The organism is Bifidobacterium sp. ESL0704 (assembly GCF_029392075.1).
In the GTDB taxonomy this organism is placed as follows: Bacteria; Actinomycetota; Actinomycetes; order Actinomycetales; family Bifidobacteriaceae; genus Bifidobacterium.
Map to the genome: position 1 here is coordinate 1,833,633 of NZ_CP113929.1, position 17,584 is coordinate 1,851,216.

The window sequence follows — 17,584 nt, forward strand, 5'->3', positions numbered from 1 at the left end:
TTGCCTCATTTTGACCACATACTTTCGTTATTTGTGGTGATTTGACGTGATTTACGATCATGTCGGCGACTGTGCCGAACACCCCGGAACGACAATCGGGAGTAAGTCTAAGCCCACTCCCGATTGATTTTTTAAGACTCTAGAAAAAGTACCCCCCAAGAGAGTCGAACTCTTGTTGTCAGATTGAAAGTCTGGTGTCCTAACCGTTAGACGAGGGGGGCTAACAACCTATTCATCTTAAAATATGAACTCGACTCGAGCAAGTCTCGGCGTGTTGACCGTAATCGCAAGGAGCATGGTACTCTTGCCGCCGCAAGCCGCTTCATCAAGCAATGCCTTTATGGCATCACTCTGTATCAAGACGAATACAGCCCGAAATCTCGACAGCCGGCATCAGCAACCGCAGCGCCGGTGACTCCAACCAGACATCTCTGTCTATGCAAGGCGCGCATGCAACCCGGACTCGGCATCGGTTTCGATCCCTTGAAAAGCGTAAGCGGAAGATCGGCTCTAACCAGGAAGTCTATCGGCCAGAACGTGCTATTGGCGAAAACATCGGCTCATCCAGCATCAAGCAATCACACAGCCTGGTATGTGAAGTCGTGAATCACACGGCCTGCCGCCAAACCCTTTTTCTCGAAATTGGTGAGCACTCGGCCGTCATAGCGTTCCGCTTCTCTGAAATCGGCGTGAGGCAATGACTTGGCCTCGTCCGCCGTGCCCTTGCCGACGTGTTCGGTAGGCAATGAAACGGCCAACGTACCGATATTGGCGAAATCCGCACGTCCATCCATCACTTCGTGAACGTGAAGCGCATAGTCCTCGATATCGGTGGCCAGCCTCCACACCTTCCCCTCGCCCAACGACTTGCGGATATCGGACGCAAGCGCAGGCTGGACGATACGCCGCTTGTGATGGCGCATTTTGGGCCACGGGTCGGGGAAGAACGTCCACACCTCGTTGGCCACACCCGGCTCACACACGCTGAAGAGCTCCGGGGCATTGATCTGGGCGACCCGCAGATTGGTCAGGCCGAGTTTACCGGCACGCAGCATGGTATGGGCCACACCGGGGTCGTAGACCTCAACCGCAAGGAAATTGACCTCGGGGTGCTCCTCTGCGGCAGCGATGATGTTCTCGCCCTGTCCCGTGCCGATTTCGATGACCAACGGATGGTCGTTGCCCCACGATCGGCGCACGAAACCAGCATTGAAGGCAAATCCCTCCTTCAGATCAAGCGAGCCCTCCCCCGCATTGATGTCAAGCAGGAAATCAGGCGCATAGCGCTGCCAGGCCCGCTTGTACCGGTCGTCAAGACGCCCTTTCCTCCGGACGTATGAGAGCACATGATGAATTCTTTTGTCGTTTTCCTGCACGACCCCCAAGTCTAACGGAAGGCAAACCCGGAAACTTCACTTTGCACGCGTAGACTGTTGGCTATGAACGACAATGATTTCAATGCAGACTCGGGGCAGAATCATCAAAACGGGCAAATTCCGTTCGATTCACAGGACTCCGGCAGCACTATTCCCCGGCAATATGCGGCACCACAATATGGGCAGCAAAACGAGAATCCTTCCAGCCCCTTGAACGAATCGTGGCAAACGACGAGCGATAGCCAAAACCACGAGTATCAGGACCTCGGATTCCAGGACTCCGTCCACCAGCTTGCGCAACCCGGCCAAACATCGTTGCCCTACAACGGGACAATTCCACCGGCTCCAAACTATCAGCCGCATGGCCCTGTGCCGCCTGCCAATCCTGGTTACATGCCACCGACAGGCCCTCAAGGCTATTACCCGCCGACTCCGAACCAGAAATGGAACACCCTGTGCATCATCGGCTTCGCGCTGTCCTTCTTCATGCCATTAATCGGGCTTATCCTCTCCGTTATCGCGCTGAGGCAGATCAATCGAAGCGGCGAAAAAAGCAAGGGCATGTCCATTGCCGGCATCGCCATCGGCGCAGTTTTGACGGTTTTGGATATTATCGTCGCAGTCGTCATCGTTTCGGCGTTTGGCTACGCGTTCAACCATATGAATTCGGATTATTCGCAATGCCACGGCTCGGATTGCTATTCCGATCCATTCGGCGATGACGGCGATGACCCGGATGACGAAGACAACGAGGACACGAACTACACCTATTATCGTTATGATTTCAGCCAAGGCAGCACCGCAGGAAAGACGATTATCCAGCCAAACGTTGCTTGAAACAATGCCCGGTCGAGGTAGGCTCGCCGCCTTACGTTCTCGGCACTAAAGGCGGCGGACCGGCTTTTGATTCCGTTTCTCAAGCAACCGGAACACACTGAAGAGTCTTGAGTTGCCTGAGAAGCAGCAGCCGATAATCCGTGCCTTTAAAGGCGACACGCTGAAATTGCTTCCGAGTTGCGCTTTTCCTGATTCTGAGTAATATTAACACTCGGCTGCTTGATGAAAGCAAGCCACGGCTCCGTAGCTCAGTTGGTTAGAGCGCCGCCCTGTCACGGCGGAGGTCACCAGTTCAAGTCTGGCCGGAGTCGCTCGAATGGTTGAAAACCCGGTTCGCCGGGTTTTTGATTTATTCATGGCTCTGTAGCTCAGTTGGTAGAGCGAACGACTGAAAATCGTTAGGTCAGCGGATCGATGCCGCTCGGAGCCACCACTCGAGTCTCGAAACCAAGTAATTGCAACGGTTTCGAGGCTTTTATTTTTTGACAAGGTTTCTGGTTACCGCTCATTTCGAAGTTATAGACCAAAAGAGTTGGCTTGGAACCCGTATTCGGCGTTCATGCGTGGGTATGGGTTATAAGGCCATTCCCGGGTTACCGGTCATTTCGTAATGTTTTAGGATTGGGGATACCGGCCAAATTGTGTGTCCGGTGGTCTTGGTCTCCAGTCGGCAGTATCGGGAATCCGGTGGTGGCGTGGAATGCGTTCCAACTGACGCTGTGCCCATACCAAACCCATCTCTCCTGTTCTTACCTGTTTCTTCGCGCTTTCTCTCCCAGGCCATAGGTCAAAACATACCGGTGGCTCCAGCGCTCATTGCCGAACACCGAAGCCGAGACTCGCCCGCCACGGTTTCAATAGCCCAATTACGCCGAAAGCAATTATTTGAAGATATTAATTATCGGTTTACAATGAGACTGTATAGACAAACCGATTGAAGGAGGTGCTCATGTTCGGGCAATTTTTTAACGCTGCTGTAAGTGCGATTTCGGCATTTCTCTCTTATTTCCCGATTGTAATGCCTTTCTGATATAAGCTTCAGAAAAGAACATGGAAGAAGTTTTTCAGCTCTGGGTGTCGTTGCTGATTCTCAGATGACTCTTCAACGGAATTTCATGATACAAATCTAAACAGCTTAACCCTGATACCCGTATTCGACTTGTTCGAGTACGGGTATTGTTATGTCCGGAACCTTGCCGCCTCGCGGGTCGACGAAACGAACAATCGTTCAGAGCTGCTGGGCGACCCAATCAACGATGTATGGGGCGACACCGTCGATCTGGTCGATGGCGATGTCGAAATCGCGCGGGCCGCCGTACCATGGGTCGACCAGGTCGATGTCGGACTCGTGACCAGGCGCAGGCTTGGGCAGATTCGGATCAAAGCTGCGATAGAGATGCACTTCAGGCTTCTTGTCTGTAGGAAGCAGACGCAGCAATCCCCTCTCATGTGAGGCGGTCATGGGTAGGAACAGATCGCTTTCCTCAATCTCTTCAGACGTGATGCGGTGCGCGAAATGGTGCTTGGGAATCTCGTAGCCCCGCTGGCGTAGCACGCGCACGGCACGAGGGTCGATGGGATGGCTGTGCTCCTCGTCGCTGACCCCGCTGGACATCACACGTACCTTATCGGCCAGACCGCGTTCCTCGAAGTTGGCGCGCAGGATGATTTCGGCCATCGGGGAACGGCAGATGTTGCCGGTGCAGACGGTCATGACGGTGTAAGGATGATTGGACATAGCTGAAGTATCTTTCCTCTTGTAAGACTCAATGATATTGCTACCACCATCATAACGAATCAGCCGTAACGATGAAGGCTCAAAAAAAGCGACATAGCAAACGACGCAGATGGATCGCGAAAGCAACCACATCTGCGTCGAATTGAAAGAACAATCTCACTGATTCTTTTGATAGGTGACGAAGCGATAGGCTTCGACGGCACCCTCACGCTTTTTAGGGGCCATCCACACCCCATCCTCCTGCAGACGCCAGGCCCCGGCACGCACCAGCTCGTCCATATCGGGCCCATACGTGTCCGCGTCGAAACGGCCGCGGATATAGGTGACATACGCCTTGTTGGCAAACGGCATAATGGATCGGAACAGCTGCGCTCCCCCGATCACCCAGATTTCGCTGCGATCGAGACCATCGTCGGGAATAGCCTCCTGACGGGCGAAATCAAGCGCCGCATCGATATCATTGGCCGTAGTCGCTCCGACCGCACTCCAGTTCGGATCATGCGAGACGACGATATTGTCGCGGTTGGGAAGAGGACGATACTTCGGATTCAGCGAATCCCAGGTCTTGCGCCCCATAATGACCGGGTGTGAAACGGTCAGTTCCTTGAAACGCTTCATATCCTCGGCAAGATGCCACGGCATCCCGCCATTGAACCCCATCGCATCGGGACGGCCCTGCATATCCTGCGCGCACGCCCAGATGAGATTGACCGAGAACGTCTTGACGACATCGTCTCCCCAGTCCTCGATGACTTCTTGCCCGGCAGGTCCGGGCTCGGGTTCGTGATAGCCAGTTCGGCTACTGTCATGCTCCATTTCATGTGCTCCTTGAATTAGGCAGTAATTCTTTAGTCTAACCAACGGTTCAGACGCGTTTTCACACCCTCTGAAACCCGCCTGAACCGTGGCCGAAGAATTCTTGGAATTCAGACAGCCACCGGCGCTTTGATGGCCGGATGGTGCTGGTAATTGACGATGTTGAAGTCCTCGTAGTGATAATCGAAAATCGAATCGGCCTTCCTGATCTCGATTTGCGGGTAAGGGTACGGATCGCGTGAAAGCTGGGTCAGGACCTGCTCGATGTGGTTGTCGTAAACGTGGCAATCGCCGCCGGACCAGACGAACTCCCCCGGCTCGAGCCCGGTCTGCTGCGCCATCATCAACGTGAGCAAGGAATACGAGGCGATGTTGAAGGGGACGCCCAGGAACATGTCGCAGGAACGCTGGTAGAGCTGGCAGGAAAGCTTGCCATCGGCCACATAGAACTGGAAGAGCGCATGGCAGGGCGGCAGAGCCATTTCTTCGACCTCCGCGGGATTCCATGCGGTGACGATCATCCGACGGGAATCCGGATGCGTCTTGATGAGATTGAGCACGTTGGAAATCTGATCGATGGTATGGTTCGGATCGTCGGCGGTCGGTGCCGGCCAGCTGCGCCACTGCACGCCGTAAACCGGCCCCAGATCACCGTTCTCATCGGCCCACTCGTCCCAGATATGCACGTTATGTTCCTGCAGCCAACGCACGTTGCTGGAGCCTTTGAGGAACCACAGCAGTTCGTAGGCGATGCCCTTGAAATAGACCGTCTTGGTGGTCAGCAGCGGGAAACCCTTGGAAAGGTCGAATCGCATCTGTCGGCCGAACAACGAAATCGTGCCCGTGCCGGTACGGTCGGTTTTGAGTGTTCCGTTGGTGAGGATGTCACGTACCAAATCCTCGTAAGGCATGGGGATGTCGGTGTTCGGACGCGCGGGAATGCTCTGACGAATTTCTTGCAGTTGTTCTTGGTTCAGCATAATCATTCATTCTAGCAACCTCAGCGATTTCCTCATATAGGGGAAATACCGTAAAATCCAATCTGCTTCTGTACGGCACGACGCGATAACGGGTCGAATCCCGATATCCATTAAATCTTCGAACCACTTTCCGTAATATTCATGGCTGCTCTCCACTCATCCACGAGATAATGTTCGGATTTCGGCGGTCTTGGTGGCACCAAGTGAGGCAAAATCGATAAAATTCTTCCTCATTCTTTAAAAAAGAGGGTACTTGGTGCACCAAGACCGCCCAAAAATACAGAATTATCGTCAATTTGAAGATAAAACGAGGACTTGGTGCACCAAGCGGGATCAAAAACGCCAATTTGAAGGTACGTTTTCTAGAATCAGAGGATACGATGACCCCAATGTTTCATGCGTTCGGCGGGACTCTGGGATAGATTGGTAGGGATATGTCTTGGATTTGCGCAAGACAGAAACGCAAGGAGGTACACAATGGCAAAGAAACTGTGGGTGGAGCGCAATAAGGACGGCTCCTGGGATGCATTCAGCGACGAAGGCGCACACATCAAGTTCGGTCACGGCAAGGGCCAGTTCAACCCCGGCGACCTGATGAAGGTGGCGCTGGCGGCCTGCGGCGCGCTTTCCAGCCAGATGACCATCGAGAATTCGCTCGGCGAAGGCAAGGGCGCGAAGATTATCGTCGACGGTGATTCCGACCCGCATGCCAATGTCTACACCGCTTTCCACGAGCAGGTGGTCGTTGACGCGCAAAGCGCCGGTATCCACGGCGAGGATGTCGAGAAGCTCAAGGACCGTGTGGAAAAGCACATCGAGAAGTCCTGCACAGTGATGCACACCTATGAGCGTGCCACGCCGGTGACGATGGAAGTCAAAGTGCTCACCAAGTAAAGACGGTCAATCCCGCTGTAATAAATAATGTGGTGCCACCTCATGGAGGGTGCACCACATTGTCATATTCGAACGTTTGAGCGGCAACGAGTCATATCATCATTGAGACGAACCGGGTCAAAGGCGCCCCGACCCCGACAGCAAATCATCACAATCATATTGCCGCTGAAAATTGACGAAACACCTGTGTTCGTCGGCATAGATACGACAAACGCGGGCATGGCACCCTAAAATGAAATCCACACCCGCATTTTCGCGGAAAAAAATCAGGCCTTGTGCTCCGGATCAATGGAGGACTCGATGGCTTCGGCTGCGGAGCTGTCGGCCGTCTTCACGGAAACCTGCTCGACACCTTCGATGCCCTCGATGGTGCCATCGGAGCGGGACTTTTCGGCTTCGACATACTTGCGTGGAACCACATAGACCGGGCCGGCCGCGTGCTGGATAAGGCCTTGGCTGGTGGAACCGACCAGGAGACCGGTGAACCCGCCCTTGCCACGGGAACCGACCACCACGATATCGTGGTCGTAGCTGGCCTTGGTCAAAGCGCTGACAGCGGATTCCGGAACGATGGTCTTGGTGATCTTCAAATCCGGATGGGCCTTGCGGACAGGAGCGATCTGCGTTTCGAGGTCTTCCATATAGGAATCGTAAACGCCGTCCTCATCGCTGACGCCCTGCAGACCCGCGACCGCATCGATGACATCAAGCTCGGCGCCACGGTCGGCGGAGAGGTCGGCCGCGATCTGCAACGCCTTCAATCCCCAGGCACTGGCGTCGATGCCGACGGCCACACGCTTGATGGTGTTGTTCAAATGCATCGTCTTGCCGTCATCATCGGTATACGGCACCACGATGATCGGGCAATAGGCGTATGCCGGCAGCGACGAGCTGGTGGTTCCCAGAAGACGTTCGGCCAAGCCTCCCTTGCCGCGGTTGCCGATGACGATGAGGTTGTAGTTGCGGGAAAGTTCGACGAAAACAGAAGAGGGATCGCCGGTGACGATCAACGTCTGCGCCTCGACACCCTGTTCGTCGGCGATGGCCTTGGCTTTGGAAAGAATCTCCTGCGCATCGATATGGGCCGCGTTGTCGTCACCCATGGAAGTGTAGGTGGAATCGAACGAGACCGCGGCATAGCTCGGCAGCGAATAAGCGCACACTATCTGTAGCATCAGCCCTGCGTGCTTGGCATAGTTTGCCGCCCACCAGGTCGCCTTGTAGCTGGCCTGCGAACCATCCACCCCTACCAGAATAGCCTTGTCGTTTACCATGACTACCTCCTTGAAGTACGTGACACCGTTGATAACGGTTCTACCTCAAGAATACCAGTCTTGGAGAACAGGTACGAATTATGCGGATATAAAGAAACGCGCCCCTACCGGAACGCGTTGAACTACGAGAACACCAGATGACTACAGCAACCTTCGAATCGAATACGGGCTGCCGAAAGCATAACACAGCGGAGTATAAACCGTACCAGAAGCAGGATTCAGGGCATTGATCACCATGCCATTGCCCACGTAGATCGCCGCATGCTCCGAATTGGCAAGAATGTCGCCAGGCATCGCATGGGAGATATCGGGTACCGCCGTACCGACACTCGCCTGGGCAGCGGAACTGTGCGGCAACGAAATGCCCATATTGGCGTAAATATATTGGACCATACCCGAGCAATCCCAACCAGCCGGGGTGTTGCCGGTATATTTATAAGGAACCACGCCGACGAATTGATTGGCGAAGGTCAACAAACTGGCAACCGACTGCCCATTGGGAGGCGTGACGGTGAAATTCTGCGGCTGCGAACTCTGAGCCAACGAATTCCTTGCAGCAGAACGTGAAGCTGCAGCAGCATCTGCGGCGGCCTTATCGGCCCGAGCCTTTGCCGCAGCAGCGTCCTTCTCGGCCTGCGATTGCGTCTGAGGCACATCAAGGGATTCGATGCCTCCCCAATTCGACTTGGCGTCGACATCGGTGGAGGTGGATTCCTTCAGCAGGTCTTTACGCACGGTATTGACCTTGCGGAACGAACGCGAGGAAGTGACCGGATCGTTGTCCTCATTGGCAGCGGAGGCGGCAGGAGAGAATGCAAGGAGGGCCGAGGCGCTCAACGCCAGCGCGGCCAAGGATGCACAAATCTTCGAAGCTTTCATCATACATTTTACGTTACCATGGAACTGCTACATTATGGGCCGGTGACAACCTGTCGAAAGGATGATCCAGAGCCGACCATTGGCTCGCCGTCAAAGGTCGCCGTGCCCTGGGTTACAAGGCGAAACAAAAGCAATCAAGACACCACCGCCGGCACGATTCAATCTTCACGAATTTCTATGACAGCAAAACGAGAAGAAGAACGTAACCTCAGTAATGAATGATCTGATGAGCCGCAACCTGATCGGCGGTGTAGGTTTTCGAGAACGTCTTGCCCTGATAGGCGACGCCGCATTCGGAGGTGACAACAGAGCCGTCGGCATTGATCTGCTCGATGACGGCCACATGCCCGCAAATCGGATTGGAACCATCCTGACCGGGCGCAAAGACCATGATATCGCCGACGTGGCGCGCCGAGCGGTCAACCCAATAGCCCAAAGCACGGGCCGAATCCGCCCACTGGGCACCGTTACCCATCTGGGAACCCACGGGAAGCCCAAGCTGATGCCTACGCACATAAACCCACCAAGTGCACTGGCTGAACTCATAGTTGTTGCCGGAATCACCCGTGGCATGATTGGGATCGAAGCCTGCAGGCAACGTCTGGTAGTCCTGATCCATCAGATTCGCAACCTGCGGATTGTTGGCGATCGATTTCGACATTGCCGAAACGTCGAGCGAAGTATTCGATTCCCCAAGACTCCACGTGCCTTTCGAGCCGGAAGACTGCAGAGGAACACGGTCCTCGGAGCGCGAAGCGGCATTAATCGGCCTCAAAGTAGAGGTAGTCGTGGTTTCTGCACTTGCGCTAAAACTCGGTTTGCCGGGATTGCCGGACATGACAGCAGTGGCGGTGGCACCGACCAACGCAGCCAGGGAAGCCGAGACGACAACTGCATGGCGACGGTTTTCGGCTTCACGAGCCAAACGGATGGAACGGCGCGTTTCAGGAGCGATTTCGTTGAGTTTGTCGATGACGTCCGGGGCCAATCCCACCATTGCTCCGCTGGTTGCAACAGCCTGCGCCTGCCGCATCGCGTTGCGCGAATGCGTCCCCTTTACAGGAGAGAAGAGGGACGATATAGCGGCAGACCGCTTCGTGCCTCCCCGAGCCTTGTGCGCAGCGTGAACCATAAACCAACTCCTTGCGGACAACATTCCAACAGAAAATGCCTTAACGAACTTTACCGGTACAACACCGTATCAATAAGACATCGTAAAACGCATCTGCCATTCTTGATTTCTGCTACAAGAATACTTCAAGCCCTGATTTTTTTACACACATGACAACCGCCGCGCTATAGAAACCGCAGAATCCATTCGATTCGTCGGCGTGTCACATTTTCTTCACAAAAAACATACCTACGCAACAGGCCGAATACCGACGTATCCGTGCCTGCCGGCAACACTATCGCCCCATCCGCAAACTCCTGCGAATTCAACGAAACGACGGGTCTCATACCTGCGTGGAAGCCATAATGAACGTGCCTGCCTCGCCATCCGATTCCAGCTGCACACGGCCGTCGGCGGCCGGAACGAAAACAGCCTCCCCCTGATGCAGAATCCTGGATTCGCGTGAACAGACGACCCTTACCACCCCTTCGACGCACACCACGATCCTTGGGCCAAAATGTCGGTTGTTGAGCGAGACCTTGGTCATGAGCCTGCCGTATCGGCGAGACAGCCGCTCCATCATTTCCCAAGGATGCTGCCCCGCGCCGACCCTACCGTAACTCAGCATGAATTCATCGATTTTCGGCCTGTAGATGACCCGGTCGCCGAACATGGCCCCCCAATCGGCCATCCAGCTGACACTCGGGTCGACAGGGAGAGACGAAACGCAATCGAGGCTTTGCAGAAAGTCGGGGATGTCCTTGTGCTTCACCGTCATTCCGGCGCGTAGCACATTATCGGAATTGGTCATGATCTCCACACCGGTGCCATGAATATAGGCATGAGGCGTACCGGCCGGAATGAAGACGGATTCGCCTTCCTGCAACTCAAGCGGATTCATCATCAGCAATGCCAATACGCTGGGGTCACCGGGGAAAGCCTCTTCGGCAACGAGGACGTAGCGGAAGGCCAGTTTGGAACGTTCGCCGGACACTTCAGAAGCCGCGTTCGCCAAAGCTTCATGCAAACCGGTGACAGGACCGGCCGTAACAGCCGCGTGGAAAGCGCGGAAAATCCGTTTACGGGTCGGCTGCCAAACCTTGGAGGCCAGGGGCATCAATGCATCGGCCTCGGCAAAATCGCCGTTCTCGGATTCCGGCACATGCCGGGCTGCATTGAATCTTCCGTGTATCGCATGTATACCATGAATGACATGCCTGCCATGATGCGGTTGCGCAGTCAGCGCCTCGACCATGCGCCGGGCGACCGGGTGATCCACCAACGTCAGGTTGGCAAGCATGAACGTGGGCGTTGCGAAACCGACAGATGCGTCGAAAGGCTCCAAAGCGACGACCATCTCGTTTTTCGCCACCGCGTCCTTGAAGGAACGCTCCGGCGCCTGAATCGGCACATGCCGCGCGTTCTCGTCGTTGAAGCCGGCCCGCGCCTGGAAATCGACGGGATGGACCTGGAGGGAAAGCGGGATGCGCGCGGAAATGACTTTCAAAAGATACGGCAGAACCGGACCGAATTCCTCGGAGCAGCGAGCGCCGAGCATGCCTTCCGGATCGGCGCGAATGAGATCGGTCAACACCATTGAGCCACAGCGTCCCGTGGACTTTTGCACGCCGGGGACACGCGAATTGCGCAGCCTTGCCAACGCCCTGTTTTGTTGATGCCGTTTGTCTTCAGAAAGCTTCTCCGGGTCTTGTTCCGGGTTCAGATCCACCCGGGAGGGCCACTGAGCGTGACCGCTGAACCACATCTCCGCGACGGGGTCATCGTCGACATTCGCGTGCGGGTCGGATTGGACGCGTTGGGCCGCTACTGCAAACGACCGGCTTGCACCGAGGGATGCCTGATGTTCATCGCTGCAAGAGGCTTGGCCCGCGCCTCGCAAAGGCGAATGCGTGTTGCGTGCCGGGAGCTGGGAGGCGAACATCGTCTGCAAACGGGTATAGGAGCCCCAGGCATACCGCTTGACGACCGGGTGAATCGAATACACTTGCCAGGACTCCTTATGGACTATGTTGACTCTATGCTCTCATGGCTCTCATACCGATTCGCAAACGAAATCAGCGTACAGCCAACATAAGGTTAACCCCGGATACTAAAATCAGATGCATGAAGTTCGCACCGATCATCAACCCCGATGTCTGTAAGCCCGCACCGAAGCCGGTTCAGGTCGATTTGCGCAAGACGTTCCTGATCATCACCAGCTGGTGGCTGATTGCCCTTGCGGTCAGCGCCATATTGCTCGCCTGCGGGTTCCACGTCGTTGGAGCGATTATTCTATGCTCATCAGGTGTTGTCATCGGCGCACTGATGCTGATTTGGGAACATTTTGACCGCTGGGACTATCGTCGGCTCGGCGCCAACTGAAGCGACGGCAAAATGACCCGCCCGTCTTCAAAAAGGCGAACGTGCTCGGCGATTCGGCTATTTTCTGATCGCGTGTTCTCGGCAACTACCAAGAACCTTAAAACAACAACGCATAACCGGCATATCCAACCACTATGAAAGAAGCTCATATGCGCGTCATCTACAACGAAGAGCTCAAAGCAGTCGCCGATGATCTGGAACACATGGCCAATAATGTTTGCGACGCGATTCACGGTGCCGGAAAAGCGTTGATAGACAAGGACCAGGACGCAGCCAAAGCCGTTATCGACGGCGATGCGACTATCGATGCGCTGGAAAAGCAGGTTCTTGACCAGTGTGTGAAGCTGTTGGCCCAGCAAAGCCCCGTGGCCACAGACCTGCGCGTGGTCGTCGCCACGTTGCGGCTCGCCTCCACCATCGAACGTATGGGCGATCTGGCACAGCACATCGCGCGAACAGCATACCGGGCTTACCCCGCCTCGGCGTTGCCGGACGATGAGCAGACACGCCATATTTTCGAAAGCATGCGCGCCCTGCTTGACGTCACCGCGGACAGGTTGCCGGAAATGCTCGCCGACCGCGACACGACGTTGGCCCAGCGTGTCATCGCCGATGACAACAAACTCGACGAGCTGCATCGGCAAAGTTTCGAACTGGTGCTCGATGACTCTTGGAAAGTCACCAGACAGCAGCTTATCGACGTAGTACTGACCGCGCGGTTCATGGAGCGCCTCGGCGACCATGCCGTTTCCACGGCCCGCCAGGTGGTCTACATCGTTTCCGGCTTCGATCCAAGCAAGGAGCCACGCAATCCGGACGAGGACTAGACAATCTGAGCGGCCAATAAACCGCGACGCCTTCTTTGTGCCTCAGATCGGCCATCCATCGCATTTCTCGCCACGGGTTTGGGGCAGAACCTATGTATAAAGCCACAAACCCATAATAAGGAACTTGTTCGCCATGGGTTTGCGGCAAAACCTACGCGCAAAGCCACAAACCCATGATAAAGAACTTGTTCACCATGGGTTTGCGGCAAAACCTACGCGCAAAGCCACAAACCCACGATGAACAGCACCCATTGCGCAACGAGTATGATCTTGTCGGCTGGTTTCGGCATCGACCCTATCCTATGGGTTCGGGGCTTGATATCGGTGGAGTGCAGACGTCGAGCATAACCATTCCGTCCTATGGCTCGACAGCGCTTCATCAATCCAGAAACACATATGAAAAGGGCAGCCCGTACAGTCTCCTGTACGAACCACCCTTTAAAAAAGAAGCAGTGAAACTTACTTCTTGGCCTGGCCTTGGGCAGCCACGGCGGCGGCACCGGCCTTGGCGGCTTCGGGATCGAGATACTCGCCACGGGGCTTGATCGGCTTCATGTCCTCATCAAGCTCATAGACCAGCGGAATGCCAGTCGGAATGTTGACCTTGGAGATCTCCTCTTCGCTCAAGCCGTCAAGCATCTTGACGATGGCGCGCAGCGAGTTGCCGTGCGCGGCGATCAGAACGGTCTTGCCGCTCTTGAGCTCGGGAACGATGTCGGACTCCCAGTACGGAGTGACGCGCTTGACGACGTTGGACAGAGCCTCGGCCTCGGGCACCGGATCGCCGGCGTAACGCGGGTCGTTGTTCTGTGCGAACTCGTCGTTCGGATCGATGTCTGGCGGCGGGGTGCCGTAGGAACGACGCCAGATCATGAACTTCTCGTCGCCGTACTTCTCACGAATCTCGGACTTGTTCTTGCCTTGCAGGGCGCCATAGTGACGCTCGTTGAGCCTCCAGCTGCGCTTGACCGGAATCCACAGGCGATCGGCCTCATCCAGTGCGTAGTTGGCGGTGTTGATTGCACGACGCAGCAGCGAGGTGAAGACGATGTCGGGAAGAACATTCTTCTCCTTCAAGAGCTGGCCACCGTGCTTGGCCTCTTCGACGCCCTTATCGGTGAGCGGAACATCCACCCAGCCGGTGAACTGGTTTGTTTTATTCCATGCGCTCTGGCCGTGCCGGAGCAATACTAATCTATAAGACATAATTCAATGATAGGCGATAAATGAGACGGGTGAACGGTGAAAATGTGAGCGCTAACGATACGCACTCAACCACTCTTCCGACAGTCGAAAACCTCCCGTAACCGCACCTCGGCAATACGGCGACCCGACAATACAACACCGCGTCGTCCCGACATCTGACAAACGACAAACGCTGTCCGACATCCGACATCCGACAAGCGACAAGCGACAAGCGATTATGGCTACGCACAATCTCCTGTCGCACCACTCTATCCGCCATCTGCCGCGTTGCGACATTCACACGCCGATGACCACTTGCGCAATCTTGACGATGACGAACAGAATGGAGAACAGCAGCAGGGTCATACTGCACATCGGCAGGGCCTTGACAAAATCGCCGGATTGCACAGCCCCGATCATCGACAGACCGATGATGAATGCCAGAATCGCGAGCGCAATCGCGACAAGAGTGAGCACAATGCCAACAATGTGGATGCCGTTCGGGGCAACGAACAGATCGACCAACGGTGTAAGGCCGAGCGCGGCCGTCGCCGCAAGACACACAAAGTAAACAAAGAGCAGCACCACTTTGGCATTGCTTTTGCCGAGCCGCACACCCAGTGTCATCTTGCCGCTGATCTTGTCTTCGTCGACGTCACGCAAGTTGTTGACCATGAGAATGGCGCAGGAATAAAGGCCACAGATGATCGCCCCGTAAAAGCCCCAGATATCGAGGCGTCCGACCAGCACATATTCCGTACCCAATACCGCAACCAGACCGAAGAAGACGAAGACGCCGACCTCGCCGAAACCGGCATAGCCATACGGATGTTTGCCGCCGACATAGAACCATCCGGCAAGCAGGCACAGCACGCCGAGCGCGATAAGCCACCAGTGACCGGTGAGGATGGTGATGGCAAGACCCGCCACACAGGCGATGAAGGCGTTGACGCCGGCGGCGGCCAACACCTGCCGAGGAGTGACCTGGCCGGAGACCGTCAAACGCTGCGGTTTGGCGGTTCTGCTCTCCGTGTCGCCTCGCCCCGCGTCGGTACCACGGATACCGTCGGAATAGTCGTTGGCGAAATTGGCGGCAATCTGGATGAACAGCGCGACGATGACGCAAAGCACGGCGAGCAGCGCGAACATACCCCAAGACATATTGGCGACACCGGCCGTCTCCACATCATTCGGGCCTGCCACACAACCCTGCAGCCCAGATGGCTCAGTCGCGCACGCCGCATCCTTGGCAGCCTTCAGCAAGCGATAACCCGCCGACACACCCACCAGCACCGGCGCAATGGACGCCGGCAACGTCTTTGGCCGCAGACCATTGACCCACAATGCCATGTTTTTCATTCCCGCACTCCTGATCTTGAGGTTTTCATCATTGATGATGCACGCTAAGCAGTTACTGACACTCTAAGCGGCGGAAGCTACATCCCATCTTTCGTTGACGGTTTCATCAGCACAACCACAAGCAATACAAATTCGTTTGAGTCGCACACTCAAGCCCGCTCACGAAAACGCGGCGGCAGATCAGACTTCTCCAACCTGCCGCCGCATTCAATCAAACATAATCAGTTACCAGTTATCAGTTCAGCGGCTTCACCAACGGGAAGGTGATGGTCTCGCGGATCGTCGCACCGGTCAGGGCGATCAGCAGGCGATCGATGCCCATGCCCATGCCGCCGGTCGGAGGCATGCCCACGCCGAGTGCCTCGAGGAAGTCCTCGTCGATGTCCATCGCCTCGACGTCGCCTGCGAGCGCGTCCTTGGCCTGATCGACCAAACGCTGGCGCTGAACCACCGGGTCGTTGAGCTCGGAGTAGCCGGTGGCCAGCTCGAAGCCACGCACGTAAAGGTCCCACTTCTCGACCATGCCGGGCTTAGAGCGGTGGGCCTTGACCAGCGGGCTGGTCTCCACCGGGAAGTCGCGCACGAAGGTCGGCACCGTGGCTCCCAGATCGGCCTCGTAGAAGTGTTCCCAAAGGTGCTCGATCAACTTGCCGTGGTTCTCAACCTCGTCACGTTCCACGCCGAGCTTGTCGGCGATGGCGCCCAAGTGCTCGACGGATGTTTCCGGAGTGATCTCCTCGCCCAGCGACTCGGAGAGCGAGTCGTACATGGAGATCTTCTTCCATTCGCCGCCGAAGTCGTATTCGCTGCCGTCGAGCAGGGTGACCTTGGTGGAGCCGAAGGCGTCGATGGCCGCACGCTGGATGAGCTTCTTGGTCAGGTCCGCGATGGTGTCGTAGTTGCCGTAGGACTGGTAGGCCTCGAGCATGGTGAACTCCGGGGCGTGCGTGCCGTCGACGCCCTCGTTGCGGAAGTCGCGGTTGATCTCGAAGACGCGCTCGATGCCACCGACCAGGCAGCGCTTCAAGAACAGTTCCGGGGCGATGCGCAGGTAGAGGTCGATGTCAAAGGCGTTCATGTGGGTGGTGAACGGACGGGCCGCCGCTCCCCCGTGCACGGTCTGCAGCATCGGGGTCTCGACCTCTAGGAAGTCATCTTGCGCGAAGGTGTTGCGCAGCGAGGAGACGACCTTGGAACGCTTACGGACCATGTCGCGGATCTTCTCGTCGGCGATCATGCCGATATACGGTTTGCGGGTGCGGGTGTCCTCAGTCAGCTCCTTGTGAAGCGCCGGCAGGGGCTGCAACGCCTTGGACGCGATCTTCCACTCGCTGGCGAAGATGGAAAGCTCGCCGGTCTTGGAGGCAATCACGCGCCCCTTCAAGTAAAGGTGGTCGCCCAGGTCGACGAATTGCTTGAACGCCTTCAGCGAATCCGCGCCGATCTCCTTCTTGGAGATCATGCCCTGGATCTTGGTGCCGTCGCCTGCGGAAAGCTGCACGAAGCAGAGTCCTCCGCCGTTGCGCAGGAACAGCACGCGCCCGGCGATCGAAACCACATCCTCGGTCTCCTGGCCGGCCTCGAGCTTGCCGTCGTACTTGGCGCGAACGGCGGGAATCGTATCGCTCGGACGCACGACGACGGGATAGGGGTTGACGCCGTCCTTCAACATCTGGGCACGCTTGGCCACGCGCATCTGCACCTGCTCAGGCTGACCTTCCGGGCCGAACTGTTTGTTGCTCGGGTCGATGGCCTCGTCGAAGGACTTGCCTTCATTGATGTTTTCGGCGATGGCCTCGTCCTGTTTAAGCCGCAGCTCCGCACGCTCGACGGTGGACATTACCGGGGCCTCGGCCTCTTCTTCATTCCGGTTTTCGCCGGTTTCTTTGGTTTCGCTCATAGTTAACGAGTGTACCGAGCAGCCGA

General features: G+C 56.1%; 15 protein-coding genes and 3 tRNA genes. 6 read left to right on the forward strand and 12 right to left on the reverse strand.

All coding sequences use genetic code 11. The annotated features are described in order from the left end of the window. Positions 1-149 precede the first annotated feature (149 nt). Both OZX64_RS06640 and trmB read right to left on the reverse strand, forming a co-directional pair. Positions 150-221, reverse strand: a tRNA-Glu gene (locus OZX64_RS06640). 357 nt (positions 222-578) lie between these two features. Beyond that, the gene (trmB, locus tag OZX64_RS06645) at positions 579-1,346 is read right to left on the reverse strand and encodes a tRNA (guanosine(46)-N7)-methyltransferase TrmB (RefSeq protein WP_348519405.1); all 768 of its coding nucleotides are present in this window, start codon (positions 1,344-1,346) and stop codon (positions 579-581) included. 93 nt (positions 1,347-1,439) lie between these two features. Between trmB and OZX64_RS06650 the strand changes: the two genes are divergently transcribed. The 3 genes from OZX64_RS06650 (at position 1,440) to OZX64_RS06660 (ending at position 2,646) form a co-directional block, all read left to right on the forward strand. After that, complete coding sequence (locus OZX64_RS06650) at positions 1,440-2,213, forward strand: DUF4190 domain-containing protein (protein WP_277172222.1); 774 nt, start codon at positions 1,440-1,442, stop codon at positions 2,211-2,213. Positions 2,214-2,450: 237 nt separating this feature from the next. Beyond that, positions 2,451-2,524: transfer RNA gene (locus OZX64_RS06655), tRNA-Asp, on the forward strand. 46 nt (positions 2,525-2,570) lie between these two features. After that, positions 2,571-2,646: transfer RNA gene (locus OZX64_RS06660), tRNA-Phe, on the forward strand. 795 nt (positions 2,647-3,441) lie between these two features. Here the strand turns inward: OZX64_RS06660 and OZX64_RS06665 are convergent. The 3 genes from OZX64_RS06665 to OZX64_RS06675 form a co-directional block, all read right to left on the reverse strand. Then, entirely contained in the window at positions 3,442-3,951 is a 510-nt protein-coding gene (locus OZX64_RS06665; protein WP_277157017.1) for a low molecular weight protein-tyrosine-phosphatase, read from the reverse strand. 156 nt (positions 3,952-4,107) lie between these two features. Then, on the reverse strand, positions 4,108-4,767 hold the full coding sequence (locus tag OZX64_RS06670) for a dihydrofolate reductase (protein ID WP_277157016.1): 660 nt from the start codon (positions 4,765-4,767) through the stop codon (positions 4,108-4,110). Between the two features lie 110 nt (positions 4,768-4,877). Further along, positions 4,878-5,750, reverse strand: coding sequence for a thymidylate synthase (locus OZX64_RS06675; protein ID WP_277175013.1), 873 nt, complete (start codon positions 5,748-5,750; stop codon positions 4,878-4,880). A 474-nt stretch (positions 5,751-6,224) separates the two neighbouring features. Between OZX64_RS06675 and OZX64_RS06680 the strand changes: the two genes are divergently transcribed. Then, positions 6,225-6,641, forward strand: a complete 417-nt coding sequence (locus OZX64_RS06680) for an OsmC family protein (protein WP_277157014.1) — start codon at positions 6,225-6,227, stop codon at positions 6,639-6,641. A gap of 266 nt (positions 6,642-6,907) precedes the next feature. Here the strand turns inward: OZX64_RS06680 and OZX64_RS06685 are convergent, their stop codons facing one another. The 4 genes from OZX64_RS06685 to manA all read right to left on the reverse strand — a co-directional run bounded on the left by OZX64_RS06685 (position 6,908) and on the right by manA (position 11,910). Further along, a complete protein-coding gene (locus OZX64_RS06685) occupies positions 6,908-7,915 on the reverse strand; it encodes a universal stress protein (protein WP_277172224.1) in 1,008 nt (335 codons plus the stop codon). Between the two features lie 141 nt (positions 7,916-8,056). Then, positions 8,057-8,797, reverse strand: coding sequence for a C40 family peptidase (locus OZX64_RS06690; protein WP_277172226.1), 741 nt, complete (start codon positions 8,795-8,797; stop codon positions 8,057-8,059). A 205-nt stretch (positions 8,798-9,002) separates the two neighbouring features. Then, on the reverse strand, positions 9,003-9,926 hold the full coding sequence (locus OZX64_RS06695; RefSeq protein WP_277172228.1) for a CHAP domain-containing protein: 924 nt from the start codon (positions 9,924-9,926) through the stop codon (positions 9,003-9,005). Between the two features lie 322 nt (positions 9,927-10,248). Next, complete coding sequence (gene manA, locus OZX64_RS06700) at positions 10,249-11,910, reverse strand: mannose-6-phosphate isomerase, class I (protein ID WP_277172230.1); 1,662 nt, start codon at positions 11,908-11,910, stop codon at positions 10,249-10,251. Positions 11,911-12,029: 119 nt separating this feature from the next. Between manA and OZX64_RS06705 the strand changes: the two genes are divergently transcribed. Further along, positions 12,030-12,287: a hypothetical protein gene (locus OZX64_RS06705; protein ID WP_277157009.1), complete on the forward strand. Its 258-nt coding sequence runs from the start codon at positions 12,030-12,032 to the stop codon at positions 12,285-12,287. Between the two features lie 149 nt (positions 12,288-12,436). Next, on the forward strand, positions 12,437-13,114 hold the full coding sequence (gene phoU / locus OZX64_RS06710) for a phosphate signaling complex protein PhoU (protein WP_277175014.1): 678 nt from the start codon (positions 12,437-12,439) through the stop codon (positions 13,112-13,114). Between the two features lie 459 nt (positions 13,115-13,573). Here phoU and OZX64_RS06715 read toward each other — a convergent pair whose 3' ends face one another. The 3 genes from OZX64_RS06715 to lysS all read right to left on the reverse strand — a co-directional run bounded on the left by OZX64_RS06715 (position 13,574) and on the right by lysS (position 17,558). After that, positions 13,574-14,320, reverse strand: a complete 747-nt coding sequence (locus tag OZX64_RS06715) for a phosphoglyceromutase (RefSeq protein ID WP_348519406.1) — start codon at positions 14,318-14,320, stop codon at positions 13,574-13,576. A 276-nt stretch (positions 14,321-14,596) separates the two neighbouring features. After that, the gene (gene menA / locus OZX64_RS06720) at positions 14,597-15,658 is read right to left on the reverse strand and encodes a 1,4-dihydroxy-2-naphthoate octaprenyltransferase (protein WP_277172232.1); all 1,062 of its coding nucleotides are present in this window, start codon (positions 15,656-15,658) and stop codon (positions 14,597-14,599) included. Between the two features lie 235 nt (positions 15,659-15,893). Then, positions 15,894-17,558, reverse strand: a complete 1,665-nt coding sequence (gene lysS, locus OZX64_RS06725; RefSeq protein WP_277157006.1) for a lysine--tRNA ligase — start codon at positions 17,556-17,558, stop codon at positions 15,894-15,896. Positions 17,559-17,584: the final 26 nt, after the last annotated feature.